At 67.8% G+C, this 22,714-nt stretch carries 34 protein-coding genes; 33 read left to right on the top strand and 1 reads right to left on the bottom strand.

The window, feature by feature from the left end; genetic code table 11:
- The first annotated feature begins 1 nt into the window (after window position 1).
- The 32 genes from rplD (at window position 2) to ASD56_RS06990 (ending at window position 21,166) form a co-directional block, all read left to right on the top strand.
- Complete coding sequence (gene rplD / locus ASD56_RS06835) at window positions 2-664, top strand: 50S ribosomal protein L4 (RefSeq protein WP_055962869.1); 663 nt, start codon at window positions 2-4, stop codon at window positions 662-664.
- On the top strand, window positions 661-960 hold the full coding sequence (rplW, locus tag ASD56_RS06840; protein ID WP_055962871.1) for a 50S ribosomal protein L23: 300 nt from the start codon (window positions 661-663) through the stop codon (window positions 958-960). Before rplD ends, rplW begins: the two co-directional genes overlap by 4 nt.
- A 25-nt stretch (window positions 961-985) precedes the next feature.
- Window positions 986-1,825: a 50S ribosomal protein L2 gene (gene rplB / locus ASD56_RS06845; protein WP_055962873.1), complete on the top strand. Its 840-nt coding sequence runs from the start codon at window positions 986-988 to the stop codon at window positions 1,823-1,825.
- 12 nt (window positions 1,826-1,837) lie between these two features.
- On the top strand, window positions 1,838-2,119 hold the full coding sequence (gene rpsS / locus ASD56_RS06850) for a 30S ribosomal protein S19 (protein ID WP_055962876.1): 282 nt from the start codon (window positions 1,838-1,840) through the stop codon (window positions 2,117-2,119).
- Between the two features lie 25 nt (window positions 2,120-2,144).
- The gene (gene rplV, locus ASD56_RS06855; protein WP_055962879.1) at window positions 2,145-2,543 is read left to right on the top strand and encodes a 50S ribosomal protein L22; all 399 of its coding nucleotides are present in this window, start codon (window positions 2,145-2,147) and stop codon (window positions 2,541-2,543) included.
- On the top strand, window positions 2,543-3,304 hold the full coding sequence (gene rpsC / locus ASD56_RS06860) for a 30S ribosomal protein S3 (protein ID WP_055962881.1): 762 nt from the start codon (window positions 2,543-2,545) through the stop codon (window positions 3,302-3,304). Before rplV ends, rpsC begins: the two co-directional genes overlap by 1 nt.
- The gene (gene rplP, locus ASD56_RS06865) at window positions 3,304-3,723 is read left to right on the top strand and encodes a 50S ribosomal protein L16 (protein ID WP_018171451.1); all 420 of its coding nucleotides are present in this window, start codon (window positions 3,304-3,306) and stop codon (window positions 3,721-3,723) included. Before rpsC ends, rplP begins: the two co-directional genes overlap by 1 nt.
- On the top strand, window positions 3,723-4,037 hold the full coding sequence (rpmC, locus tag ASD56_RS06870; RefSeq protein ID WP_055962883.1) for a 50S ribosomal protein L29: 315 nt from the start codon (window positions 3,723-3,725) through the stop codon (window positions 4,035-4,037). The genes rplP and rpmC overlap by 1 nt, the downstream gene beginning before the upstream one ends.
- On the top strand, window positions 4,037-4,408 hold the full coding sequence (gene rpsQ / locus ASD56_RS06875; RefSeq protein WP_082541291.1) for a 30S ribosomal protein S17: 372 nt from the start codon (window positions 4,037-4,039) through the stop codon (window positions 4,406-4,408). Before rpmC ends, rpsQ begins: the two co-directional genes overlap by 1 nt.
- Before the next feature lie 34 nt (window positions 4,409-4,442).
- On the top strand, window positions 4,443-4,811 hold the full coding sequence (gene rplN, locus ASD56_RS06880) for a 50S ribosomal protein L14 (protein ID WP_055962886.1): 369 nt from the start codon (window positions 4,443-4,445) through the stop codon (window positions 4,809-4,811).
- Between the two features lie 3 nt (window positions 4,812-4,814).
- On the top strand, window positions 4,815-5,174 hold the full coding sequence (gene rplX, locus ASD56_RS06885) for a 50S ribosomal protein L24 (protein WP_055962887.1): 360 nt from the start codon (window positions 4,815-4,817) through the stop codon (window positions 5,172-5,174).
- Between the two features lie 2 nt (window positions 5,175-5,176).
- Window positions 5,177-5,767, top strand: coding sequence for a 50S ribosomal protein L5 (rplE, locus tag ASD56_RS06890; RefSeq protein WP_055962889.1), 591 nt, complete (start codon window positions 5,177-5,179; stop codon window positions 5,765-5,767).
- Window positions 5,768-5,864: 97 nt separating this feature from the next.
- On the top strand, window positions 5,865-6,263 hold the full coding sequence (rpsH, locus tag ASD56_RS06895) for a 30S ribosomal protein S8 (RefSeq protein ID WP_055962891.1): 399 nt from the start codon (window positions 5,865-5,867) through the stop codon (window positions 6,261-6,263).
- A 6-nt stretch (window positions 6,264-6,269) separates the two neighbouring features.
- Entirely contained in the window at window positions 6,270-6,806 is a 537-nt protein-coding gene (gene rplF, locus ASD56_RS06900; protein WP_055962893.1) for a 50S ribosomal protein L6, read from the top strand.
- A 2-nt stretch (window positions 6,807-6,808) separates the two neighbouring features.
- On the top strand, window positions 6,809-7,168 hold the full coding sequence (rplR, locus tag ASD56_RS06905) for a 50S ribosomal protein L18 (protein WP_055962896.1): 360 nt from the start codon (window positions 6,809-6,811) through the stop codon (window positions 7,166-7,168).
- A gap of 32 nt (window positions 7,169-7,200) precedes the next feature.
- Window positions 7,201-7,857, top strand: coding sequence for a 30S ribosomal protein S5 (gene rpsE / locus ASD56_RS06910; RefSeq protein WP_055963791.1), 657 nt, complete (start codon window positions 7,201-7,203; stop codon window positions 7,855-7,857).
- On the top strand, window positions 7,857-8,042 hold the full coding sequence (gene rpmD, locus ASD56_RS06915; protein ID WP_023954062.1) for a 50S ribosomal protein L30: 186 nt from the start codon (window positions 7,857-7,859) through the stop codon (window positions 8,040-8,042). The genes rpsE and rpmD overlap by 1 nt, the downstream gene beginning before the upstream one ends.
- On the top strand, window positions 8,042-8,758 hold the full coding sequence (gene rplO, locus ASD56_RS16480) for a 50S ribosomal protein L15 (protein WP_082541293.1): 717 nt from the start codon (window positions 8,042-8,044) through the stop codon (window positions 8,756-8,758). The genes rpmD and rplO overlap by 1 nt, the downstream gene beginning before the upstream one ends.
- Before the next feature lie 100 nt (window positions 8,759-8,858).
- On the top strand, window positions 8,859-10,184 hold the full coding sequence (gene secY / locus ASD56_RS06925) for a preprotein translocase subunit SecY (protein ID WP_055962899.1): 1,326 nt from the start codon (window positions 8,859-8,861) through the stop codon (window positions 10,182-10,184).
- Window positions 10,181-10,789 carry an adenylate kinase gene (locus tag ASD56_RS06930; RefSeq protein ID WP_055962902.1) on the top strand — a complete coding sequence of 203 codons (609 nt, stop codon included), beginning with the start codon at window positions 10,181-10,183 and terminating at the stop codon, window positions 10,787-10,789. Before secY ends, ASD56_RS06930 begins: the two co-directional genes overlap by 4 nt.
- 3 nt (window positions 10,790-10,792) lie before the next feature.
- Window positions 10,793-11,632 carry a type I methionyl aminopeptidase gene (gene map / locus ASD56_RS06935; protein ID WP_082541294.1) on the top strand — a complete coding sequence of 280 codons (840 nt, stop codon included), beginning with the start codon at window positions 10,793-10,795 and terminating at the stop codon, window positions 11,630-11,632.
- Window positions 11,633-11,641: 9 nt separating this feature from the next.
- Window positions 11,642-12,334, top strand: coding sequence for a DsbA family protein (locus tag ASD56_RS06940; protein ID WP_055962906.1), 693 nt, complete (start codon window positions 11,642-11,644; stop codon window positions 12,332-12,334).
- Window positions 12,335-12,489: 155 nt separating this feature from the next.
- Window positions 12,490-12,711, top strand: coding sequence for a translation initiation factor IF-1 (gene infA, locus ASD56_RS06945; RefSeq protein WP_017201569.1), 222 nt, complete (start codon window positions 12,490-12,492; stop codon window positions 12,709-12,711).
- 66 nt (window positions 12,712-12,777) lie between these two features.
- Window positions 12,778-12,894, top strand: coding sequence for a 50S ribosomal protein L36 (gene rpmJ, locus ASD56_RS06950; RefSeq protein ID WP_005050492.1), 117 nt, complete (start codon window positions 12,778-12,780; stop codon window positions 12,892-12,894).
- Window positions 12,895-13,039: 145 nt separating this feature from the next.
- A complete protein-coding gene (rpsM, locus tag ASD56_RS06955) occupies window positions 13,040-13,414 on the top strand; it encodes a 30S ribosomal protein S13 (protein ID WP_055962910.1) in 375 nt (124 codons plus the stop codon).
- Window positions 13,415-13,453: 39 nt separating this feature from the next.
- On the top strand, window positions 13,454-13,852 hold the full coding sequence (rpsK, locus tag ASD56_RS06960) for a 30S ribosomal protein S11 (protein WP_055962912.1): 399 nt from the start codon (window positions 13,454-13,456) through the stop codon (window positions 13,850-13,852).
- A gap of 158 nt (window positions 13,853-14,010) precedes the next feature.
- The gene (locus tag ASD56_RS06965; RefSeq protein WP_055962915.1) at window positions 14,011-15,000 is read left to right on the top strand and encodes a DNA-directed RNA polymerase subunit alpha; all 990 of its coding nucleotides are present in this window, start codon (window positions 14,011-14,013) and stop codon (window positions 14,998-15,000) included.
- A gap of 42 nt (window positions 15,001-15,042) precedes the next feature.
- Window positions 15,043-15,609 carry a 50S ribosomal protein L17 gene (gene rplQ / locus ASD56_RS06970; RefSeq protein ID WP_055962917.1) on the top strand — a complete coding sequence of 189 codons (567 nt, stop codon included), beginning with the start codon at window positions 15,043-15,045 and terminating at the stop codon, window positions 15,607-15,609.
- A gap of 239 nt (window positions 15,610-15,848) precedes the next feature.
- Window positions 15,849-18,026: an adenylate/guanylate cyclase domain-containing protein gene (locus ASD56_RS06975; RefSeq protein WP_055962920.1), complete on the top strand. Its 2,178-nt coding sequence runs from the start codon at window positions 15,849-15,851 to the stop codon at window positions 18,024-18,026.
- A 9-nt stretch (window positions 18,027-18,035) separates the two neighbouring features.
- Window positions 18,036-19,466 (top strand): mechanosensitive ion channel domain-containing protein, encoded by a 1,431-nt coding sequence (locus ASD56_RS06980; RefSeq protein WP_055962923.1) that lies wholly within the window; start codon window positions 18,036-18,038, stop codon window positions 19,464-19,466.
- A 29-nt stretch (window positions 19,467-19,495) separates the two neighbouring features.
- Window positions 19,496-20,374, top strand: a complete 879-nt coding sequence (locus ASD56_RS06985; protein ID WP_055962924.1) for a tRNA pseudouridine synthase A — start codon at window positions 19,496-19,498, stop codon at window positions 20,372-20,374.
- 78 nt (window positions 20,375-20,452) lie between these two features.
- On the top strand, window positions 20,453-21,166 hold the full coding sequence (locus ASD56_RS06990; RefSeq protein WP_055962928.1) for an endonuclease/exonuclease/phosphatase family protein: 714 nt from the start codon (window positions 20,453-20,455) through the stop codon (window positions 21,164-21,166).
- 5 nt (window positions 21,167-21,171) lie between these two features.
- Here ASD56_RS06990 and ASD56_RS06995 read toward each other — a convergent pair whose 3' ends face one another.
- Complete coding sequence (locus ASD56_RS06995) at window positions 21,172-22,023, bottom strand: hypothetical protein (protein WP_055962932.1); 852 nt, start codon at window positions 22,021-22,023, stop codon at window positions 21,172-21,174.
- A 218-nt stretch (window positions 22,024-22,241) separates the two neighbouring features.
- Between ASD56_RS06995 and rplM the strand changes: the two genes are divergently transcribed.
- A complete protein-coding gene (gene rplM / locus ASD56_RS07000) occupies window positions 22,242-22,688 on the top strand; it encodes a 50S ribosomal protein L13 (protein ID WP_055962934.1) in 447 nt (148 codons plus the stop codon).
- Window positions 22,689-22,714 lie beyond the last annotated feature (26 nt).

Below are 22,714 nucleotides of genomic sequence, written 5' to 3' on the forward strand. Positions count from 1 at the left end.
CATGGCTGACTCGACTCTCGCGCTCGACGTCCTGAAGGCCGATGGCAAGAAGGTCGGCTCTGTCGAGCTGCCCGCCGCGATCTTCGACGTCAAGACGAACATCCCGCTCATCCACCAGGTCGTCGTCGCGCAGCGCGCAGCGGCTCGCCAGGGAACCCACTCGACCAAGCGTCGCGGTGAGGTCTCGGGCGCCGGCCGCAAGCCCTTCAAGCAGAAGGGCACGGGTAACGCCCGTCAGGGCTCGATCCGCGCGCCGCACATGACCGGCGGTGGCATCGTCCACGGCCCGAAGCCGCGCGACTACTCGCAGCGCACCCCCAAGAAGATGATCGCCGCAGCCCTCCTGGGCTCGCTCAGCGACCGTGCTCGTGGTGGCCGTCTGCACATCGTCGACTCCTTCGCCATCGAGGGCGCGCCTTCGACGAAGGCCGCTGCTGCGGTCCTCGGCGCGCTCGCCCCGGCGAAGAACGTCATGGTCGTCATCACGCGTGACGACGAGCTCAGCATCCTGAGCGTGCGCAACCTCGCGTACGTCCACGTGCTGTACTTCGACCAGCTGAACGCCTACGACGTGCTCGTCTCGGACGACATCGTCTTCACCAAGGCCGCCTACGACGCGTTCATCGCCTCGAAGGCCGGCTCCACCGAGGAGGTCTCGGCATGACCGCCGTGAACAAGGACCCGCGCGACATCATCCTGAAGCCGGTCGTCTCCGAGAAGAGCTACGGGCTCATCGACGAGGGCAAGTACACGTTCCTCGTGGACCCGCGCGCGACCAAGACCGAGATCAAGCTCGCCATCGAGAAGATCTTCGGCGTCAAGGTCGCTGCGGTCAACACGATCAACCGCGTCGGCAAGACCCGCCGCACCCGCTTCGGCGCCGGCAAGCGCAAGGACACCAAGCGCGCCATCGTGAGCCTGAAGTCGGGCACCATCGACATCTTCACGGCAGTCGGCTGACGGTCGGGATAGAGGACTAGAGAACATGGCAATTCGCAAGTACAAGCCCACGACCCCGGGTCGCCGCGGCTCGTCGGTGGCCGACTTCGCCGAGATCACCCGATCGACGCCTGAGAAGTCGCTCCTCCGCCCGCTGTCCAAGACCGGTGGCCGCAACAACCAGGGCCGCATCACGACCCGTCACATCGGTGGTGGCCACAAGCGCCAGTACCGCGTCATCGACTTCCGTCGCAATGACAAGGACGGCGTGAACGCCAAGGTCGCTCACATCGAGTACGACCCCAACCGCACCGCACGCATCGCGCTGCTGCACTACTTCGACGGCGAGAAGCGCTACATCCTCGCGCCGAACAAGCTGTCGCAGGGCGACATCATCGAGTCGGGTGCCTCGGCTGACATCAAGCCGGGCAACAACCTGCCGCTGAAGAACATCCCCACCGGTACCGTGATCCACGCGATCGAGCTCCGCCCCGGCGGCGGCGCGAAGATCGCGCGTTCGGCCGGTGTGTCGGTTCGCCTCGTCGCGAAGGACGGCAACTTCGCCCAGCTGCGTCTGCCCTCGGGCGAGATCCGCAACGTCGATGCGCGCTGCCGCGCGACCATCGGCGAGGTCGGCAACGCCGAGCAGTCGAACATCAACTGGGGCAAGGCCGGTCGCAACCGCTGGAAGGGCATCCGCCCGACCGTCCGCGGTGTCGCGATGAACCCCGTCGACCACCCGCACGGTGGTGGCGAGGGCAAGACCTCTGGTGGTCGTCACCCTGTTTCGCCGTGGGGCAAGGCCGAGGGCCGCACCCGTCACGCGAACAAGGAAAGCGACAAGTACATCGTTCGCCGTCGCAACGCCGGCAAGAAGCGCAAGTAGGAGTAGAGGAAGATGCCACGCAGTCTTAAGAAGGGCCCCTTCGTCGACGAGCACCTGCTTCGCAAGGTCGTCGTCCAGAACGAAGCCGGTTCCAAGAACGTCATCAAGACCTGGTCGCGCCGTTCCATGATCATTCCGGTCATGCTCGGTCACACCATCGCCGTCCACGACGGTCGCAAGCACATCCCCGTGTTCGTGACCGAGAGCATGGTCGGCCACAAACTGGGCGAATTCGCGCCCACCCGCACCTTCCGCGGCCACGTGAAGGACGACAAGAAGGGCCGCCGCCGCTGACGCGGTGGCGATAGAGGAGAGAGAAATGGTGGAGTCCATCGCACGTGTGCGACACATCCGCGTGACCCCTCAGAAGGCTCGTCGTGTCGTCGCCCTCATCAAGGGCAAGCAGGCCGAGGAGGCCCTGGCCATCCTCAAGTTCGCGCCGCAGAGCGCGAGCGAGCCGATCTACAAGCTCGTCGCCTCGGCGATCGCGAACGCTCGCGTGAAGGCCGACAAGGACGGCGAGTTCCTGGACGAGCAGGACCTGTACGTGGCCAACGCGTACGTCGACGAGGGCACGACGCTCAAGCGTTTCCGCCCCCGTGCCCAGGGTCGCGCGTTCCAGATCAAGAAGCGCACGAGCCACATCACGGTCGTGCTCTCGACGCCCGAGGTCGCTGAGGCGGCCCCGGCTGCCAAGACGAAGAAGGCGAGCAAGTAATGGGCCAGAAGGTCAACCCGTACGGCTTCCGCCTCGGCATCACCACGGACCACGTGTCGCGTTGGTTCTCGGACTCGACGAAGCCCGGACAGCGTTACGCCGACTACGTGGCCGAGGACATCAAGATCCGTCGTCTCCTGACGACGTCGCTTGATCGCGCCGGCGTCAGCAACATCGAGATCGAGCGCACGCGTGACCGCGTTCGCGTCGACATCCACACCGCCCGCCCGGGCATCGTCATCGGCCGCCGCGGCGCCGAGGCCGAGCGCATCCGCGCCGACCTCGAGAAGCTCACCGCGAAGCAGATCCAGCTGAACATCCTCGAGGTCAAGAACCCCGAGGCCGACGCTCAGCTGGTCGCGCAGGGCATCGCCGAGCAGCTCAGCGCCCGCGTGGCTTTCCGCCGCGCGATGCGCAAGGGCCTGCAGGGCGCTCAGCGCGCCGGCGCCAAGGGCGTTCGCATCCAGGTCTCCGGCCGCCTCGGCGGCGCCGAGATGAGCCGCTCGGAGTTCTACCGCGAGGGTCGTGTGCCGCTGCACACGCTTCGCGCGAACATCGACTACGGGTTCTACGAGGCCAAGACCACCTTCGGCCGCATCGGCGTGAAGGTCTGGATCTACAAGGGCGACCTCACCAACAAGGAGCTCGCGCGCGAGCAGGCCAACGCACCGAAGGCGCCTCGTGGTCGTGACGACCGTGGCGGCGACCGTCGTCGTGGACCGCGCAACGACGCACCCGTCGCAGAAGGAGCATCGGCGTAATGCTTATCCCCCGCAAGGTCAAGTACCGCAAGCAGCACCACCCGGGTCGCTCGGGCCAGGCCACCGGTGGCACCAAGGTGTCGTTCGGTGAGTTCGGCATCCAGGCGCTCACGCCCGCATATGTGACGAACCGTCAGATCGAGTCCGCTCGTATCGCGATGACGCGTCACATCAAGCGTGGCGGAAAGGTGTGGATCAACATCTACCCCGACCGTCCGCTCACCAAGAAGCCGGCCGAAACCCGCATGGGTTCCGGTAAGGGCTCGCCCGAGTGGTGGGTCGCAAACGTCAAGCCGGGTCGCGTCCTCTTCGAGGTCGCCGGCGTCAACGAGGAACTCGCTCGTGAGGCCCTGACCCGTGCCATCCACAAGCTGCCCCTGAAGGCACGCATCATCAAGCGCGAGGAGGGCGACGCGTAATGGCGATCGGCACCAAGACGCTCGCACCGAGCGAGCTCGACACGTTCGAAGACCAGCGCCTCGTCGAGGAGCTGCGCAAGGCCAAGGAAGAGCTGTTCAACCTGCGCTTCCAGTCGGCCACCGGCCAGCTCGAGAGCCACGGCCGCATCCGCGCCGTGAAGCGCGACATCGCGCGGCTCTACACCGTGATCCGTGAGCGCGAGCTCGGCATCCGTGCCACGCCCGCGCCGCTGGAGACCGCGACGAAGGCGAAGAAGACGAAGGCCAAGAAGGCGGACTCCGCTGACGAAGCCGTGAAGGAAGAGGCCGAGTGATGGCTGAGACCACCGAGAAGAAGGCCCCCGCGAAGAAGGCCAAGGCTCCCGCAGCCGAGGCCGTCGTCAAGGAGCAGACCGGACACGAGTCGTCCGCGCACGATGTGCGCGACGCCGACGCCCGCGGTTACCGCAAGGCCCGCCGCGGCTACGTCGTGAGCGACAAGATGGACAAGACGATCGTCGTCGAGGTCGAGGACCGCGTAAAGCACCCCCTCTACGGCAAGGTCATCCGTCGCACGTCGAAGGTCAAGGCGCACGACGAGGGCAACACCGCCGGCATCGGCGACCTCGTCCTCATCAACGAGACCCGTCCGCTGAGCGCCACCAAGCGCTGGCGCCTGGTCGAGATCCTCGAGAAGGCCAAGTAAGCCCTCGGGCTGCTTGGAACCCAAGGAGTAACAAGTGATTCAGCAGGAATCCCGCCTGAAGGTCGCCGACAACACCGGCGCCAAGGAACTGCTCACGATCCGCGTGCTCGGTGGCTCGCACCGCCGGTACGCCGGTCTGGGCGACATCATCGTGGCCACGGTCAAGGATGCGATCCCCGGCGGCAACGTCAAGAAGGGCGACGTGGTCAAGGCCGTCGTCGTCCGCACCAAGAAGGAGGTCCGTCGTCCCGACGGCTCCTACATCAAGTTCGACGAGAACGCCGCCGTCATCCTGAAGAGCGACGGGGAGCCCCGCGGCACCCGCATCTTCGGACCGGTCGGTCGTGAGCTTCGCGACAAGAAGTTCATGAAGATCGTCTCGCTCGCGCCGGAGGTCATTTAAGTCATGGCGAAGATCAAGAAGGGTGACCTGGTTCAGGTCATCTCGGGCGCCAAGCCCGAGCGCGGCGGAGACCGCGGCAAGCAGGGCAAGGTCCTCGAGGTCCTCGTCGAGCAGAACCGCGTCATCGTCGAGGGCGTGAACTACGTCACCAAGCACACGCGCGTGGGTCAGACCCAGCGCGGCACCAAGACGGGCGGCATCGAGACCTTCGAGGCCCCCATCCACATCTCCAACGTGGCGCTCGTCGACCCCTCGACCAAGAAGCCGACCAAGGTCGGTCACCGGGTCGAGGAGCAGACCAAGGACGGCGTCAAGCGCACCGTCCGCGTGCGCTTCGCCAAGAAGTCAGGCAAGGACCTCTGAATATGAGCACCGCCACTGCCGCGGCGGCTGGCAAGATCCAGCCCCGCCTGAAGCAGAAGTACAACTCCGAGATCAAGAAGGCTCTGCAGGAGGAGTTCGGCTACCCGAACGTCATGCAGATCCCCGGTCTCGTCAAGGTCGTGGTCAACACCGGTGTCGGCGAGGCAGCTCGCGACAGCAAGGTGATCGATGGTGCGGTCGACGACCTCACCAAGATCACCGGCCAGAAGCCGGTCGTCACGAAGGCCCGCAAGTCCATCGCGCAGTTCAAGCTGCGCGAGGGCCAGGCCATCGGCGCGCACGTCACCCTCCGCGGTGACCGCGCGTGGGAGTTCGTTGACCGTCTGGTCAACCTCGCCCTGCCCCGCATCCGCGACTTCCGCGGCCTCTCGGCCGCGCAGTTCGACGGGAACGGCAACTACACCTTCGGTCTCCAGGAGCAGTCCGTGTTCCACGAGATCAATCAGGACAAGATCGACCGCGTCCGCGGTTTCGACATCACGGTCGTCACCACCGCGAAGACGGATGCCGAAGGCCGTGCGCTGCTGCGCCACCTCGGCTTCCCCTTCCGCGGCGAGGACGCTCAGGCCTGAGCGGCGATTGCCCCGGGGGCCACGCCCCCGGGGCTCTCATAGAAGGTCGTCTGTCGTGTAACGGCAGCCGAAACCTCATGAACAAAGGAACAGACAAATGACAATGACAGACCCGGTCGCAGACATGCTGACCCGTCTGCGCAACGCGAACTCGGCGCACCACGACAGCGTGTCCCTGCCGAGCTCGAAGCTCAAGACCCACATCGCCCAGATCCTCCAGCAGGAGGGCTACATCGCCGGCTGGGAGGTCGCTGACGCTCGCGTCGGACAGACCCTCACCCTGACGCTGAAGTACGGCCCGAACCGCGAGCGGTCGATCGCCGGCATCAAGCGCGTCTCGAAGCCCGGCCTCCGCGTGTACGCGAAGTCGACCGAGATCCCCACCGTCCTCGGTGGCCTCGGCGTCGCCATCCTGTCCACCTCCTCCGGTCTCCTCACGGACCGTCAGGCCGAGCAGAAGGGCGTGGGTGGGGAAGTCCTCGCCTACGTGTGGTGATCTGACATGTCGCGTATCGGACGTCTCCCCATCGACATCCCCGCGGACGTGACCGTAACGGTCGCCGGCCAGGATGTCGCGGTCAAGGGCCCCAAGGGTGAGCTGTCGCTCACCGTTGCGAACCCCATCGAGGTCAAGGTCGAAGAGGGCCAGGTCGTCGTGACCCGTCCCGACGACGAGCGTGCTTCGCGCTCGCTCCACGGCCTGACCCGCACGCTCATCAGCAACAACATCGTCGGTGTCACCCAGGGCTACACCAAGGGCCTCGAGGTCGTCGGAACCGGTTACCGCGTGGCGCAGAAGGGCAGCTCGGTCGAGTTCGCCCTCGGCTTCTCGCACCCCGTTCTGGTGGACCCGCCCGCGGGCATCACCTTCACGGTCGAGGGCAACAACAAGCTCACCGTGAGCGGCATCGACAAGCAGGCCGTCGGCGAGGCGGCTGCAAACATCCGCAAGATCCGCAAGCCCGAGCCCTACAAGGGCAAGGGTGTGCGGTACGCCGGCGAGGTCGTTCGTCGCAAGGCCGGAAAGAGTGGTAAGTAACCATGGCTGTCAAGACAAAGACTCAGGCGCGCACGCGCCGTCACCTCCGTCTTCGCAAGAAGGTCGTCGGCACCGAGCAGCGTCCGCGCCTCGTCGTCACCCGCTCGGCCCGCCACGTCTTCGTGCAGGTCGTCGACGACACCAAGGGCCGCACCGTGGCCTCGGCGTCGACGCTCGAGACCGACCTTCGCGCGTTCGACGGTGACAAGACCGCCAAGGCCCGCAAGGTCGGCGAGCTCGTCGCCGAGCGCGCCAAGGCCGCCGGCGTCTCCGACGTCGTGTTCGACCGTGGTGGCAACCGCTACGCGGGCCGTGTCGCCGCGATCGCCGATGGCGCTCGCGAAGGAGGTCTGAACCTGTGAGCGAATCAACCAACAACCCCGTGGAGACCGAAGTGACCGAGCCGGCTGCTGCCGCTGCGACCACCGAGGCGCCCGCCGAGCGTGAGCGCGAGCCGCGTCGCGGCGGTCGCGAGCGCAACGCCAACCAGCGTGACCGTGGGTCGCGCGATGCCGACAAGAGCCAGTTCCTGGAGCGCGTCGTCACCATCAACCGCGTGTCGAAGGTCGTCAAGGGCGGTCGTCGCTTCAGCTTCACCGCTCTCGTGGTCGTCGGCGACGGCAACGGCGTGGTGGGTGTCGGCTACGGCAAGGCCCGTGAGGTGCCCCTGGCCATCTCGAAGGGTGTCGAAGAGGCCAAGCGCAACTTCTTCCGCGTGCCCCGTTCCGGCTCGACCATCCCGCACCCGGTGCAGGGTGAGGCCGCTGCCGGCGTGGTGCTCCTTCGTCCGGCCGGCGCCGGTACCGGTGTCATCGCCGGTGGTCCGGTTCGTGCCGTCCTCGAGTGCGCGGGCATCCACGACGTGCTGTCGAAGTCGCTCGGCTCGTCGAACACGATCAACATCGTCCACGCGACGGTGGAGGCCCTGAAGCAGCTCGAGGAGCCCCGTGCGGTTGCCGCACGTCGTGGCCTCGAGTTCGACCAGGTCGCCCCTGCCCGTCTCGTTCGTGCCGAGGCCGAGGCCGCGGCTGCCCCGAAGGCAGGTGTCTGATGGCTGCACGCCTGAAGGTGACCCAGGTCAAGTCCAAGGTGAGTGAGAAGCAGAACCAGCGCGACACGCTGCGTTCGCTTGGTCTGAAGCGGATCGGCGACTCGGTCGTCCGTCCCGACGACGCGCAGACGCGCGGCTACGTCAAGACCGTCGCGCACCTCGTGAAGGTTGAGGAGATCGACTAATGGCTGAAAAGGCCGAGAAGAAGGACGCCGTCGAAGCTGAGGTCAAGGCCCCCGCTAAGAAGGCTGCCCCCAAGAAGGCTGCCGCCGAGAAGGCTGCGCCCGCGAAGAAGGCTGCCGCCGACAAGCCGGCCGCCGAGAACAAGGCGCCCGCCAAGGCTGCCGCCGCCAAGGCCGACAAGGCCGAGGCTGCGGAGAAGGCTCCTGCGAAGGCTCCTGCCGCCAAGAAGGCTCCTGCCGCCAAGAAGGCTGCCCCGAAGGCGGATGCCCCGGCATCGCGTCCGGGTGTCCTGAAGGTCCACCACCTCCGTCCGGTCCCCGGCTCCAACACCGCGAAGACCCGTGTCGGTCGCGGTGAGGGCTCGAAGGGCAAGACGGCCGGTCGTGGCACCAAGGGTCAGAAGGCCCGCTACCAGGTCAAGGCCGGCTTCGAAGGCGGCCAGATGCCGCTGCACATGCGTACGCCGAAGCTGCGCGGGTTCAAGAACCCGTTCCGCGTCGAGTACCAGGTCGTGAACCTCGACAAGCTCGCCGAGCTGTACCCGGCCGGCGGCGACGTCACCGTCGTCGACCTGGTCGCCAAGGGCGCAGTTCGCAAGAACGAGAAGGTCAAGGTGCTCGGCACCGGAGACATCGCGGTCAAGCTCAACGTGTCGGTCGACAAGGTCTCGGGTTCCGCCGAGCAGAAGATCGTCGCCGCGGGCGGTTCCGTCAAGTAGTACGCACAGTGGGGGCCGGAGCGATGCTCCGGCCCCCACTGGGTTACCCTGGACGTCGGCACGTCGCCGTGCGGCCGGCACCCCTTCTGGAGGCATCCTCTTGTTCAGCGCCATCGCGCGGGTCTTCCGCACTCCCGACCTTCGGCGGAAGATCGCATTCACTCTGGCGATCATCGCCCTGTATCGCCTCGGCGCCCACATCCCGGCTCCGTTCGTCGACTTCCCCAACGTGCAGTCCTGCCTGGACCAGTCCGCAGGCACGCAGGGGCTCCTGTCGCTCGTCAACCTGTTCTCCGGCGGCGCGCTGCTGCAGCTGTCGATCTTCGCGCTCGGCGTCATGCCGTACATCACCGCGACGATCATCGTCCAGCTCCTGCGCGTGGTCATCCCGCACTTCGAGACCCTCTATAAAGAGGGCCAGTCGGGCCAGGCGCGACTGACGCAGTACACCCGTTACCTGACGATCGCGCTCGCACTGCTGCAGTCGACGACGCTCGTGACGGTCGCCCGCAGCGGACAGCTGTTCGGCGCCACCGGCATCCCGGAGTGCGAGCAGCTTCTCACCAACGACGTGTGGTGGGCGCAGCTCCTCATGATCATCACGATGACCGCCGGCACCGGCCTCATCATGTGGTTCGCCGAGCTCGTCACCGAGCGCGGCATCGGCAACGGCATGTCGCTCCTGATCTTCACCTCGATCGCCGCCGCGTTCCCCGCGTCGATGTGGGCCATCTGGCAGTCGCGCGGCTTCGAGGTCTTCCTCCTGGTCCTGCTCGTCGGCATCGTGGTGGTCGCCCTGGTGGTGTTCGTCGAACAGTCGCAGCGGCGCATCCCGGTGCAGTACGCCAAGCGCATGGTCGGACGCCGCACCTACGGCGGCACCAACACGTACATCCCGATCAAGGTCAACATGGCCGGCGTCGTGCCCGTCATCTTCGCGTCGTCGCTGCTGTACATCCCCGCGCTGATCGCGCAGTTCAACATGCAGCCGAACGCCGAGAACGAGATTCCGCCGTGGGTCGCGTGGATCCAGCAGTACTTCACCAACGGTGACAGCCCCATCTACATGGCGGTGTACTTCCTGCTCATCGTCGGGTTCACGTACTTCTACGTCGCGATCACGTTCAACCCGGTCGAGGTCGCCGACAACATGAAGAAGTACGGCGGCTTCATCCCCGGCATCCGTGCCGGCCGTCCCACCGCCGAGTACCTCGACTACGTGCTGACGCGCATCACGCTGCCCGGCTCGCTGTACCTCGGCTGCATCGCCCTGCTCCCGCTCATCGCCCTGGCCACGGTGGGCGCCAACCAGAACTTCCCGTTTGGCGGCGCCTCGATCCTGATCATCGTCGGTGTCGGACTCGAGACGGTGAAGCAGATCGACGCCCAGCTGCAGCAGCGGCACTACGAGGGCCTCCTCCGATGACGGTCAGCGAGGGCACCCGACTGCTGATCGTCGGACCCCAGGGATCCGGCAAGGGAACCCAGGGCGTGCGGATCGCTCAGGCGTTCGGCGTCCCGGCGATCTCCACCGGTGACGTGTTCCGCGCCGCTGTCGCAGCCGGTTCGGAGCTCGGCAACCAGGTGAAGGCGATCATCGAGGGCGGCGATCTGGTCTCGGACGAACTGACCAGCGCGGTCGTGCGCGACCGTCTGTCCCAGCCCGACGCCCAGGGCGGCTTCCTGCTCGACGGCTACCCGCGCAACATCAACCAGGTCTCGCACCTGGACGAGTTCCTCGAGGGCCGCGACGAGAGCCTCGACGCGGTGATCGAGCTCACCGTCCCGCGCGACGAGAGCATCGCCCGTCTGTCGCTGCGCGCGAAGGAGCAGGGCCGCACCGACGACACCGAAGCGGTCATCGCGAACCGCCTCGCGATCTACGAGCGCGAGACGGCTCCGATCCTCGGCGTGTACCGCGCCCGCGGGATCGTCGACGCGGTCGACGGGGTCGGCAGCCTCGATGAGATCGCGGCTCGGATCGTCGCGGCGCTCGAGGCCCGTGGCCTCGGCCGTTCCGCCGCGGCCTGATCCGTGTCGCTTCGCCGCTCGATCTACAAGACGCCCGCCCAGCTTCGGGCGATGGTGGAGCCCGGTCTGATCACCGCGGCCGCGCTGGATGCCGCTCGCGCGCTGATCGCGCCGGGCGTGACGACCGCTGAACTGGATGCCGCGGCATCCGCCGTCATCACCGCCCGGGGCGCGAAGTCGAACTTCCAGATGGTGCGGGGCTACCGCCACACCATCTGCGCCTCGGTCAACGAGCAGGTCGTGCACGGCATCCCGGGCCGGCGCGTGCTCGAGCCCGGCGACATCGTCTCGATCGACGCCGGGGCCGAGTACAAGGGCTGGAACGGCGACTCGGCCTTCACGTCCGTGCTTGCCGACGCGTCCCGCCCGGACGTCGTCGCCGAACGGCAGCGACTGTCGGACGTCACCGAGGGATCGCTCTGGGCCGGCATCGCCGCGCTCGCGACGGCATCGCATCTCGGCGAGATCGGCGCGGCCGTGCAGGGCCACATCGAGGCCAACGCGCCGGCGACGGGCTACGGCATCCTGCGCGAGTACGTCGGCCACGGCATCGGACGCAAGATGCACGAGGCGCCGTCGGTGTTCAACTACCGGGTGCCCGATCGCGGTCCCGAGGTGCGGCCCGGCCTGGTCCTCGCGATCGAGCCCATGGTCGTCACCGGCGACCAGGCGACCTTCATCGAAGACGACGACTGGACCGTCTCGACCCTTGACGGCGGTGCGGGCTCCCACTGGGAGCACAGCGTGGCCGTGCACGAAGACGGCATCTGGGTGCTCACCGCACCCGACGGCGGCGCCGCTGGCCTGGCGGCCTTCGGCGTGACGCCGCGAGAGATCCCCTAGGAGCAGGCCATGGCCGACGGCGCACGCAAGATCAACTGGTTCGCGATCACCGTGAGCGTCGCCGTGGTGGTCGCTCTGGTGATCGCCGCCGTCGTCGTGATCTCGCTGAACAACAACGGCGGGGGAGACCCCGAAGCGGGCGGGACCCCGACGGCCTCGAACATCGAGTCCGAGACCGGCGCGATCCTCGTCGGCGACGGCGCGAACCGTCTCGACACCTATATCGACTTCATGTGCCCGATCTGCAACCGGTTCGAGCAGGAGTTCGGTCCCGCCATCGACGACCTCGTCGCCGACGGCGAGATCACCCACGGCATCCATCCCATCGCGATCCTCGACAACAGGTCGCAGGGAACCGAGTTCTCGACGCGTGCCGCGAACGCGATGTACTGCGTCGCGGTATCGGATGCCGCGGCATCCGTCCCGTTCATGAACGCGATGTTCGCGCGCCAGCCCGCCGAGGGCAGCCCCGGCCTGAGCAACGGCCAGATCCTCGAGATCGCCGCCTCCGTCGGCGTCGACGGCATCGACTCGTGTGTCGACGACGGCATCTACGCCGACTACGTCACGGCGATGACGGAGCAGACGCCGGTGCAGCCCGGCGCGGCCGGGATCGGCACTCCGACGATCGCGGTCAACGGCGAGGTCATCTCGAACTCCACGATCCCCGCGCCGGCCGACCTCGGCTCCCTGTTCGAGTAGCGATCGAATCGCCGGTCACCCCGGCGCTGGTTTGCCGAGGCTTCCGATATCACGTATGCTTGATCTTTGGTGCGTTGCGCCTTCATCGGCGTGTCCGAGCACCACAATCCCATCCACCGCAGACCGACCGGTCTGCAACGAGTGTTAGCGAGCGTATGGCGAAGAAAGACGGTGTCATCGAGATCGAGGGCGTGATCTCCGAGGCGCTGCCCAACGCGATGTTCCGCGTTGAGCTGAGCAACGGACACAAGGTCCTCGCGACGATCTCCGGCAAGATGCGGCAGAACTACATCCGCATCATCCCCGAGGACCGTGTCGTCGTGGAGCTCAGCCCCTACGACCTCACCCGCGGGCGCATCGTCTACCGCTACCGCTAGACCGGTCGAGAAGTAACGCCCCGAGCACGAGCGTGCCCGAAGGCGAAGACAGCGAAACAGGAAATCATGAAGGTCAACCCCTCCGTCAAGCCCATCTGCGACCACTGCAAGGTCATCCGTCGTCACGGTCGCGTCATGGTCATCTGCAAGTCGAACCCGCGTCACAAGCAGCGCCAGGGCTGATCGGATGCTGCGCCCCGGCGCAGCCCCCGGCTTACAACTCAACACATCACAGGCAGGATCAGAACCCGTTCGCGGGGGACACCTCGGGCGGAGGCCCGGGCACCGATCCTGCTCCACACCTCCACTCACTCCTTAGGAGAACCGCATGGCACGTCTTGCCGGCGTTGACATCCCGCGCGACAAGCGCGTGGTGATCGCCCTCACCTACATCTACGGCGTTGGCCGTACCCGTTCCGTCGAGATCCTCAAGACCACTGAGATCGACGAGAACATCCGCGTCAAGGACCTCAGCGATGAGCAGCTCATCGCGCTCCGCGACCACATCGAAGGAACCTACAAGGTGGAGGGTGACCTCCGCCGCGAGGTCGCCGCAGACATCCGCCGCAAGGTCGAGATCGGCTCGTACGAGGGCATCCGCCACCGCCGCGGGCTCCCGGTGCGCGGTCAGCGCACGAAGACGAACGCGCGTACCCGCAAGGGCCCCAAGCGCACCGTCGCCGGCAAGAAGAAGGCGCGCTAGGCCTCCGCCGGCGCCCCAAGGATTTAGGGAGAACCGCTCATGGCACAGGCCAAGACCGCCGCGCGCAAGCCGCGCCGCAAGGAGAAGAAGAACATCGCGCTGGGCCAGGCCCACATCAAGTCGACGTTCAACAACACGATCGTCTCGATCACCGACCCCTCGGGTGCGGTCATCAGCTGGGCGTCGTCGGGTGGCGTGGGCTTCAAGGGCTCGCGCAAGTCGACCCCCTACGCCGCAGGCATGGCCGCAGAGTCGGCCGCCCGCCAGGCGCAGGAGCACGGCGTCAAGAAGGTCGACGTCTTCGTGAAGGGCCCGGGCTCGGGCCGCGAGACCGCGATCCGCTCGCTGCAGGCTGCAGGCCTCGAGGTCGGGCAGATCCAGGACGTGACGCCGCAGGCCCACAACGGCTGCCGTCCGCCGAAGCGCCGCCGCGTCTGATTTAAGGAGCCGGGGTGCCCTCGTGGCACCCCGGCTACCGCACGTTTGCGGATGCCTCGAACGGCCTGTCCGGCCGGACGCGGCATCCCTGGAGAAAACTCAACACCTCACCCACCGCACGTGTCATATAGCGGGCACGTGATCGAAAGGAACACATAGTGCTCATCGCACAGCGTCCCACCCTGACCGAGGAAAAGGTCGGGGAGTTCCGCAGCCGCTTCGTCATCGAGCCGCTGGAGCCCGGCTTCGGGTACACCATCGGCAACGCGCTGCGCCGCAGCCTCCTCTCGTCCATCCCCGGCGCTGCCGTGACGTCGATCCGCATCGACGGCGTCCTGCACGAGTTCAGCACCATCCCGGGTGTGAAGGAGGATGTCACCGAGATCATCCTCAACATCAAGCAGCTGGTCGTCTCCAGCGAGCGCGACGAGCCCATCACGGCGTACCTGCGCAAGACCGGCTCCGGTGAGGTCACCGCCGCCGACATCTCGGCTCCGGCCGGTGTCGAGGTGCACAACCCGGACCTCGTCATCGCGACCCTCAACGACACCGCGAAGTTCGAGCTCGAGCTCACCATCGAGCGCGGCCGCGGCTACGTGTCGGCGACCCAGAACCGCAACGAGTACGCCGAGGCCGGTCAGGTCCCGATCGACTCGATCTACTCGCCGGTCCTGAAGGTCAGCTACCGCGTCGAGGCCACCCGCGCCGGTGAGCGCACCGACTTCGACAAGCTCGTCCTGGACGTCGAGTCGAAGCCGTCGATCGCCCCTCGCGACGCCGTCGCGTCGGCCGGTCGCACGCTGACCGAGCTGTTCGGCCTGGCCCGTGAGCTCAACGTCGAGGCCGAGGGCATCGAGATCGGCCCCGCGCCGGTCGAGACCGTCCTCTCCAACGAGCTGTCGATGCCGATCGAGGACCTCGATCTGTCGGTCCGCTCGTACAACTGCCTCAAGCGCGAGGGCATCAACACCGTGTCGGAGCTCGTCGCCCTCTCGGAGACGCAGCTCATGAACATCCGCAACTTCGGTCAGAAGTCGGTCGACGAGGTGCGCGACAAGCTCGTCTCCCTCGGCCTGTCGCTGAAGGACTCGGTCCCCGGGTTCGACGGCGCGCACTTCTACGGCGGCTACGACGACGAGACCGTCTGAGTCCCCGGCTCACACCCGAATTCTGATCTGGAGTAATTGAGAATGCCTAAGCCCACGAAGGGTCCCCGCCTCGGAGGCGGCCCCGCACACGAGCGCCTGCTGCTTGCGAACCTCGCCGCGGCCCTGTTCACGCACAAGTCCATCAAGACGACCGAGACCAAGGCCAAGCGCCTGCGTCCGCTCGCCGAGCGCCTCATCACCTTCGCCAAGCGCGGCGACCTGCACGCCCGTCGCCGGGTGCTGTCGGTCATCGGTGACAAGGAAGTCGTGCACGTCCTCTTCACCGAGATCGCGCCGCTGGTCGCCGAGCGTGAGGGCGGCTACACCCGCATCACCAAGGTCGGCAACCGCAAGGGCGACAACGCCCCCATGGCCGTCATCGAGCTCGTCCTCGAGCCGGTGACCCCGAAGGCGAAGTCGGCCAAGAAGACCGCGGCCGCCAAGTCCGCCGCCGTCGTCGAAGAGGCACCCGCCGAGGCCGAGGCCGAGGAGACGCCCGTCGCCGACGAGGCTGCCGAGGCCGGCGCCGAGTCGCAGGAGGAGGGCGCGGCCGCCGAGGCTGCGGCCGAGGACGCCGTCGAGACCCCCGCCGAGGAGAAGTCCGAGTGATCGGACGGCCGGGCAACATGCCCGGCCGCCGGACGTGAGTCCGGCACCCTTGCACCGCGAGACCCGCGAGCCCATCAGGGCCCGCGGGTCTCGCTGCGTCTACGGACGTATCAGGGCCGCAGCAGCAGCCCTCTACCCTGCGAGCAGACCCTGGCGCTAGTCTGAGCGCAACCTCGGGCACCGGGGTGGGATTTCGGGGGAAGCTTCCCGCGCCGATGGGGGCGCACGAGGGAGACGTTGTGTCCGCACCGGCGACGCCGACGGGGGCACCCACGACGTGGGTGGGCACTCCCCGCGCGCGCCGGCGGGCGGGCCTGTCGATCTACTCGATCCTGCTGATCATGCTGCTGTCGGTGAGCGTGCTGTCGAGCATCGTGGTCGGGGTGATCGGGTACGTCAACGGCACCGAGGCGCTGCGGGCCATCGCCTACGAGCGTCTCGTTGAGATCCGCGAGAACCGCAGTCGCGAGGTGGCGCAGCTGTTCTCGTCGATCGAGAACGCCGTGCGGCTGAGTTCGCTGAACGAGACGAGCAAGGAGGCGGCGCGCGCGTTCGGTGCGGGCTTCGCCGAGCTCGAGCAGGCGGAGCTCGACCGAGCCGAGACGGCTGCCGTCGAGTCGTACTACAGCGACGTCTTCGCCGCCGACCTGTCCGAGGCCACCGGCGAGGACGTCGACGGCTCGACGTTCGCTCCGCGCAGCGCCGCGCAGAGCTACCTGCAGCTGCACTACGTGATCCCCTACGCCGACTGGGAGGAGGCGATCGTCGCCTCCGACGCCGGCGACGGCAGCGCGTGGTCGGCGGCGCATGCCCGGTACCACCCGTACTACCAGACGATGACCCAGCTGCAGGACTTCGAGGATGTGCTCATGCTCGACACCCAGGGCAACGTCATCTACACCGCGTACAAGGGCGTCGACCTCGGGACCAACCTCTTCGACGGTCCCTACCGGCTCTCGAATCTCGCGGAGGCCTACCGGCAGGCGATGGACCGCAACATCGTCAATGACGTCGTCATCGCGGACTTCGCGCCGTACAGCCCGAGTCTCGGCAACCCGGCAGGATGGGCGGTCACACCGATCGCCGATGGCGGAGAGGTGATCGGGGCGCTCGCGATCGAGCTGCCGATCGACCGCATCAACGAGGTCATGACGGTCGGCGGCGACTGGGCCATGAACGGACTCGGCGAGACCGGCGAGACGTACCTCGTCGGCCGGGACATGCTCATGCGCTCCGTTTCGCGCCAGCTGGCCGATGATCCGGCGGGCTACGAATCGGCGGCCATCGCCGCCGGACTGCCGCCCGCGGCAGCCGCGCTGAGCGTGCACAACGGCAACACGCTGATGCAGCAGGCCATCGACGGCGAGGCGGTCATGAAGGCGCTCGCCGGCGAGAGCGGCACGCTGCTGGAGCGGGACTACCTGGGCCGCGAGAGTCTGGTCGCGTACGCGCCGCTCGGTGTCAACGGCCTCAGCTGGGTGATCGTGGCACAGGAGACCGCCGCCGAGGCGATGGTGCCGGTCGACGACTTCACCCGCAACCTGATCCTCTCGACCGCCGGCATGATCATCTTCGTCTGCCTGCTCTCGCTCTTCCTCGCCCAGATCTTCGTGCGGCCGCTGCGCCGTCTCAAAGCCGCCGCGCAGCGGATCGCGGCGGGCGAGGAGGGCGTGCAGGTCGATGCCGGCTCGAGCGACGAGCTCGCCGACGTCGCCAACGCCTTCAACGACATGAGCCGCAGTCTGCAGGTCAAATCGCAGCTCATCGAGCAGCAGGAGAAGGCCAACGAGCAGCTCATCCTCTCGTTCATGCCTGAGGGGATGGCCGATCGCTACAAGCACGGCGACGAGGCGATCACGCAGGACAGCGACGACGTCACCGTCGTCTTCGCCGACATCGTCGGGTTCGAGGAGCTCGCGCTCTCGCTCTCGTCGGACGAGGCGATCGCCCGTCTCAACGACCTGATCCGCACGTTCGACGAGGCCGCCGAGCGTCACGGCGTCGAGCGCGTGCGGACGACCCGCCAGAGCTACCTCGCCAGCTGCGGCCTGGCGACGCCGCGAGTGGACAACGCCCGCCGCGCGGTCGAGTTCGCCCTCGAGCTCGACGCCATCCTCGAGCGGTACTCGGCGCAGCAGGGCGTCGAACTCGGCCTGCGCGCCGGCCTGGACTCCGGCAAGGTCACCAGCGGGCTCATCGGCCGGGCTCGCGTGGTCTACGACATGTGGGGGGATGCCGTCAGCCTGGCGTTCCGCGTGCAAGGCGACTCCGACGAGCCGGGCATCTACGTCACGCAGCGCGTCGCCGACCGTCTGCCGGACTCCATTCCGGTGCATCCCGCCGGCGACGTCCACACCCAGAGCGGCCCGCAGCGGGTGTGGAAGATCGAGTCGCCCGTGGTCGTCGTGGAGGGATGAGGCATCCGGATGTCGGACATCGTCTCGCAGCCGTGGTTCTGGCCCGCCGTGATCGTCTCGGTCGGTCTGCCGCTCATGCTGATCGGCCTCACCGAGTTCCACAACGCCCTCGCGCGCCGCGGCAGCCGCGCCGCGCCGATCGTGCTCATGGTGCGCAACTACCTGGTGCCGGTGGCCGGCATCCTGGTCCTCATCAGCCAGCCGGGGGCATGGGAGGGCGAGGGCACCTGGCCGCGGGTGATCTGGACGATCTTCGGCCTGCTGGTGATCGTCGTCACCATCAACGCCCTCAACCACCTCATCTTCCACCGGGCGGAGAAGGGGTCCTGGCGCGACAGGTTCCCCACGATCTTCAGCGACCTGATCCGCTTCGTCTTCATTGTGCTCGGCATCGCGGCGGTGTTCTGGTGGGTGTGGGATGCCGATGTCGCCGGCGTGTTCGCCGCGCTCGGCATCACGTCGATCGTCGTCGGCCTGGCCCTGCAGAACGCCGTGGGGTCGATCGTCTCGGGGCTGTTCCTCATCTTCGAGTCGCCGTTCGACCTCGGCGATTGGATCGAGACGGGCGGCACGCGCGGACAGGTCGTCGAGGTGAACTGGCGCGCCGTGCACCTGGACACCGGCAACGGCATCGTCGTGATGCCGACCGCCGAGCTCGCGGGGGGTTCGTTCGTGAATCTCACGCGCAGCTCGGAGGCGTATGCCGCCGTGCACACGGCGACCTTCGGCAGCGACGACCCGCCCGGCCGGGTGCGGGAGCTCCTCGTGGCCGTGGCACGCGATCTGCCGATCGTCGCGTCCGCCGAGCCCCGGGCGTCGACCGTTGGCGGCGGCACCTTCTCCGTAGCGATCCCGCTCCGCAATCCCGGCGACCACGACGCGGTGCTCGACGCCTTCGCCACGCGGCTCTGGTACGCCGCCCGTCGCGCCGACCTCCACCTGGACGGCGACACCAGCGACGACTGGCGCACCCCGGCGCAGCTGCAGGACAGCCTGCGCCAGATCGCGCCCGCGCTCAGCCTCAAGGCCGGAGAGACCGATGCGCTCGCCGCCCACGCGCGACTGGAGCGCTACTGCGCCGGCGAGTCGATCCTGCGCCCGGGGATGGTGCCGACCGAGACGAGGTTCATCCTCGCCGGCAGCGTGATGCTCGGCATCCCGACCGACGACGACGGCTTCGTGCAGGTGACGGTGCTGGGCGTGCACGACGCCGTGGGCCTCACCGCCCTGTCACGCACGCAGACCATCTCGCGGGCGGTGGCGATGAGCGAGGTCGACGTGGTGGTCCTGCCGGTATCGGTGCTGGACGAGATCGTGCGGATGCACCCCGTCGTCGCGCGCGAGATCGTCCGGGAGAGCGAGAATCGCGTGCGGCTCGCGCAGACGGCGCTGCAGTCCGCGGGCGGCGTGCTGCCTCACGGCCGCCGCGTGCTCGGCTGAGGGAAGTCGAGGGAGCCTAAGCTGGGGCGGTGCGCATCAGGCTCGACATCGCCTACGACGGCACGCATTTCCGGGGCTGGGCGCGGCAGCCGGGCCTGCGCACCGTGCAGGAGACCCTCGAGGCCGCGCTGGCCAGGATCCTCGGCGGGCAGCCGCGACTGGTGGTCGCCGGCCGGACAGACGCGGGCGTCCACGCTGCGGGCCAAGTCGCGCACATCGACCTGGACGAGGGTCAGCGCGAGCGCCTGATGGCGCGCCGGCCGCGCGCCGGAGCGGCGGCGGTCGATCCGATCGCGACCCTCGCGGCCCGGCTCACCGGAGTCGTGGGCGCGTACTCGGACGTCGCCGTGACGCGGACCGCTCTCGCGCCGTCCGGGTTCGACGCCCGGTTCTCGGCGGTGTGGCGCCGCTACGAGTACCGCATCGCCGATGCGGTGTCGGGCTACGACCCGCTCGAGCGCCATCGCACCACCACCGTGCGCGCGACGCTGGACGAGCAGGCGATGGATGCCGCGGCCCGGTCCCTGATCGGACTCCACGACTTCGCGGCGTACTGCAAGCCGCGCGAAGAGGCCACGACGATCCGCACCCTGCTGGAGTTCGACTGGCACCGCGACGCCGACGGCGTGCTGCGCGCCAACGTGAAGGCCGACGCCTTCTGCCACAGCATGGTCCGCGCGCTCGTGGGCGGCTGCGTCGCGGTCGGCGAGGGCCGGCTCGACCCGGCGGACCTCGGCGAGATCCGCGACGCGCGCGAGCGCGTGCCCGAGGTCAAGGTGCTCGCCGCACGCGGCCTCACGCTGACCGCGGTCGGCTATCCGGCCGACGATCTGCTCGCGCAGCGGGCCGAGCAGACGCGCGCGCGGCGCGACCTCGACGGCCCCGCGATCGAGATCGACGACGAGTGACGGAGTACCTGTGAGTGCACGGAGCATCCATCCGGCCGATACCGCAGCGCGACCGGCCGGGCCTATGCTGAGGCCGTCATGAAGGTGATCTCGTACAACTTGCGCAAGCACCGCGCGGCCGTCGAGCTCGCGCATCTGGTCGAGCGTCACGGCGCCGACGTGCTGTGCCTGCAGGAGGCCGACACGTCCGACATCCCGGAGGTGATCTCCGGTCTCCGCCTCGCCGACTCGACGCAGCGCAACCGTCTCGGTCTCGCGGTCTACTACCGCGAGAACACGTATCGCGCCGTGGACGTGCGAGCGCTCGCGTTGAAGAAGTCCCTGCACGACCGCGTCCTCAAGCCCGCCGAGGAGCGACTGCTGGGCGTCAGGCTGCACGATATCGACGCCGGCCATGACTTCATCGTCGCCTCTTTCCACGCGGCGCCCCTGACGGCGCTCAACTCACTGCGGCGCCACCAGATCCGCACCGCTCTCACCGAGCTGCAGAGCCTCGGCGAGGGGCTGCCCGCCCTGATGGTGGGCGACTACAACTATCCGGTCTTCAAGGAGCACCTGGGCCAGCACATACGCGAGCAGGGGTATGAACTGAACCTCAGCGACTCCCGCACGTATACGCGGTATCGCTTCTTCCGCGGGCACTACGACTTCGCGACCTCGATCGGCTTCGAGATCGACCGGGTGCGCACCCTCCCTCAGGGGCTCAGCGATCACCTGCCGATCCTCGTGACGGCCCGCCCGTCGGCGACCTCGCGGCGTGCCGCCAGTCACTCCGAGGCCGGCGCGGCCTGAGGCCCTCAGCGGGCCGCGGCGATCCTCGGGTCGGCGTCGTCCCACTTCTCGATGCTCTGGACGACCCAGAATGCGAAGAACAGCGAGAGGGCCGCGGCCTCGGCCAGGAGCACGACCGGCACGCCCGAGGCTCCGGCGCCCGGGAGCAGAACGATGTAGGCGACGAGAACGGCGACGAGCGCGAGCGCGATGACGGTGTACAGCACGCGGAAGACCAGCGGCGGCGGCGCCTGTCGTCGCGGAAACGCGTTGAAGATCGCCACCGCCGCGAACAGGGCGAAGAAGGCGATCGTCGCGACGAAGTGACCCTGCGCGAAGAAGGCGTCGCGACCGAAGACCCAGAAGGCGCCGACCGTGGCCAGCAACGCTGTCGTGAGGACGAGCGAGAACCCGACGGCGGCGAGCGAGAGCTGGCGCAGCGCGACCAGGAGCAGCGCGACCAGCACGGTGAGTCCGCCCATGATGAGGTAGGTGAGGACGCCGTTCGCGGCATCCGCTTCATAGGCAGGTGGGAAGCAGCGCGTCGAGCATGGCACGGACAGGCCTGGAACGCTGCCGGGTGCGAGTGTGGTGGGCACGAGGGCGATGAGCGGAGCGAACAGGGCCGCCGCATCGAGGAGAGCTCGCTCGACGCCCCGGCCCGACAGTGCCACGAGGGCGAGGGCCGCGGCGATCAACGCCCCGACGAAGGCGTTGCGCGCGGGGGAGTAGAAATAGTCGCTGACCGAAGTCAGAACGCCGACTTCGGCTGTGGCCACGCCGACCGCGACGAAGATGGCGAGGGCTGTGCCGGCGATCCCGATCCGCAGATAGCGGTAGGTGCGCTGCACCGACGTGGACGAGGCGACGGACGACATGCCGCCGACACTAGCGACACGCACGGACGGGGTGCCTCGCGACGCGCGTTTGGCTGTGGTAATGGAATGGCGTAGACTCGACCTTTGGTGTGCGGCTCAGCTGACCCGGCACCACGAACGTGAGCCCTCCACTGGCGTGTTCCACCCCCTCGGGGAGCGAACCACCCCGGAGCGGGATTCACGAACTTCTCCGTTCGAATCAAGAAAGCAGCACTACTGTGACGCGCACTTACACCCCCAAGACTGGCGAGATCCAGCGCGACTGGCTCGTCATCGACGCGACCGACGTCGTCCTCGGCCGCCTCGCCTCGCACGCGGCGATCCTCCTCCGCGGCAAGCACAAGGCCACCTTCGCCAACCACGTCGACACCGGTGACTTCGTCATCATCATCAACGCCGACAAGGTCGCCCTCACGGGTCAGAAGCTCCAGAAGAAGAAGGCCTACCGTCACTCGGGCTACCCGGGCGGTCTGTCCTCGGTCACCTACGAGGAGCTGCTCACCAAGAACCCCGAGCGCGCCGTCGAGAAGGCCGTCCGCGGCATGCTCCCGAAGAACAGCCTCGGTGCCGCGCAGCTGCGCAAGCTGAAGGTCTACCGCGGCGCAGAGCACCCCCACGGTGCTCAGCTGCCCAAGACGTACACCCTCGACCAGGTCGCCCAGTAAGCACCGCAGAGAATAAGGACACACTC

Origin of the sequence: Microbacterium sp. Root166 (assembly GCF_001427145.1) — a bacterium.
Taxonomy (GTDB): Bacteria; Actinomycetota; Actinomycetes; order Actinomycetales; family Microbacteriaceae; genus Microbacterium.

Coding starts and splice junctions, on each gene's coding strand:
- rplD (WP_055962869.1), top strand. CDS start 2: ATGGCTGACTCGACTCTCGCGCTCGACGTCCTGAAGGCCGATGGCAAG.
- rplW (WP_055962871.1), top strand. CDS start 661: ATGACCGCCGTGAACAAGGACCCGCGCGACATCATCCTGAAGCCGGTC.
- rplB (WP_055962873.1), top strand. CDS start 986: ATGGCAATTCGCAAGTACAAGCCCACGACCCCGGGTCGCCGCGGCTCG.
- rpsS (WP_055962876.1), top strand. CDS start 1,838: ATGCCACGCAGTCTTAAGAAGGGCCCCTTCGTCGACGAGCACCTGCTT.
- rplV (WP_055962879.1), top strand. CDS start 2,145: ATGGTGGAGTCCATCGCACGTGTGCGACACATCCGCGTGACCCCTCAG.
- rpsC (WP_055962881.1), top strand. CDS start 2,543: ATGGGCCAGAAGGTCAACCCGTACGGCTTCCGCCTCGGCATCACCACG.
- rplP (WP_018171451.1), top strand. CDS start 3,304: ATGCTTATCCCCCGCAAGGTCAAGTACCGCAAGCAGCACCACCCGGGT.
- rpmC (WP_055962883.1), top strand. CDS start 3,723: ATGGCGATCGGCACCAAGACGCTCGCACCGAGCGAGCTCGACACGTTC.
- rpsQ (WP_082541291.1), top strand. CDS start 4,037: ATGGCTGAGACCACCGAGAAGAAGGCCCCCGCGAAGAAGGCCAAGGCT.
- rplX (WP_055962887.1), top strand. CDS start 4,815: ATGGCGAAGATCAAGAAGGGTGACCTGGTTCAGGTCATCTCGGGCGCC.
- rplE (WP_055962889.1), top strand. CDS start 5,177: ATGAGCACCGCCACTGCCGCGGCGGCTGGCAAGATCCAGCCCCGCCTG.
- rpsH (WP_055962891.1), top strand. CDS start 5,865: ATGACAATGACAGACCCGGTCGCAGACATGCTGACCCGTCTGCGCAAC.
- rplF (WP_055962893.1), top strand. CDS start 6,270: ATGTCGCGTATCGGACGTCTCCCCATCGACATCCCCGCGGACGTGACC.
- rplR (WP_055962896.1), top strand. CDS start 6,809: ATGGCTGTCAAGACAAAGACTCAGGCGCGCACGCGCCGTCACCTCCGT.
- rpmD (WP_023954062.1), top strand. CDS start 7,857: ATGGCTGCACGCCTGAAGGTGACCCAGGTCAAGTCCAAGGTGAGTGAG.
- rplO (WP_082541293.1), top strand. CDS start 8,042: ATGGCTGAAAAGGCCGAGAAGAAGGACGCCGTCGAAGCTGAGGTCAAG.
- ASD56_RS06930 (WP_055962902.1), top strand. CDS start 10,181: ATGACGGTCAGCGAGGGCACCCGACTGCTGATCGTCGGACCCCAGGGA.
- ASD56_RS06940 (WP_055962906.1), top strand. CDS start 11,642: ATGGCCGACGGCGCACGCAAGATCAACTGGTTCGCGATCACCGTGAGC.
- infA (WP_017201569.1), top strand. CDS start 12,490: ATGGCGAAGAAAGACGGTGTCATCGAGATCGAGGGCGTGATCTCCGAG.
- rpmJ (WP_005050492.1), top strand. CDS start 12,778: ATGAAGGTCAACCCCTCCGTCAAGCCCATCTGCGACCACTGCAAGGTC.
- rpsM (WP_055962910.1), top strand. CDS start 13,040: ATGGCACGTCTTGCCGGCGTTGACATCCCGCGCGACAAGCGCGTGGTG.
- rpsK (WP_055962912.1), top strand. CDS start 13,454: ATGGCACAGGCCAAGACCGCCGCGCGCAAGCCGCGCCGCAAGGAGAAG.
- rplQ (WP_055962917.1), top strand. CDS start 15,043: ATGCCTAAGCCCACGAAGGGTCCCCGCCTCGGAGGCGGCCCCGCACAC.
- ASD56_RS06980 (WP_055962923.1), top strand. CDS start 18,036: ATGTCGGACATCGTCTCGCAGCCGTGGTTCTGGCCCGCCGTGATCGTC.
- ASD56_RS06990 (WP_055962928.1), top strand. CDS start 20,453: ATGAAGGTGATCTCGTACAACTTGCGCAAGCACCGCGCGGCCGTCGAG.
- ASD56_RS06995 (WP_055962932.1), bottom strand. CDS start 22,023: ATGTCGTCCGTCGCCTCGTCCACGTCGGTGCAGCGCACCTACCGCTAT.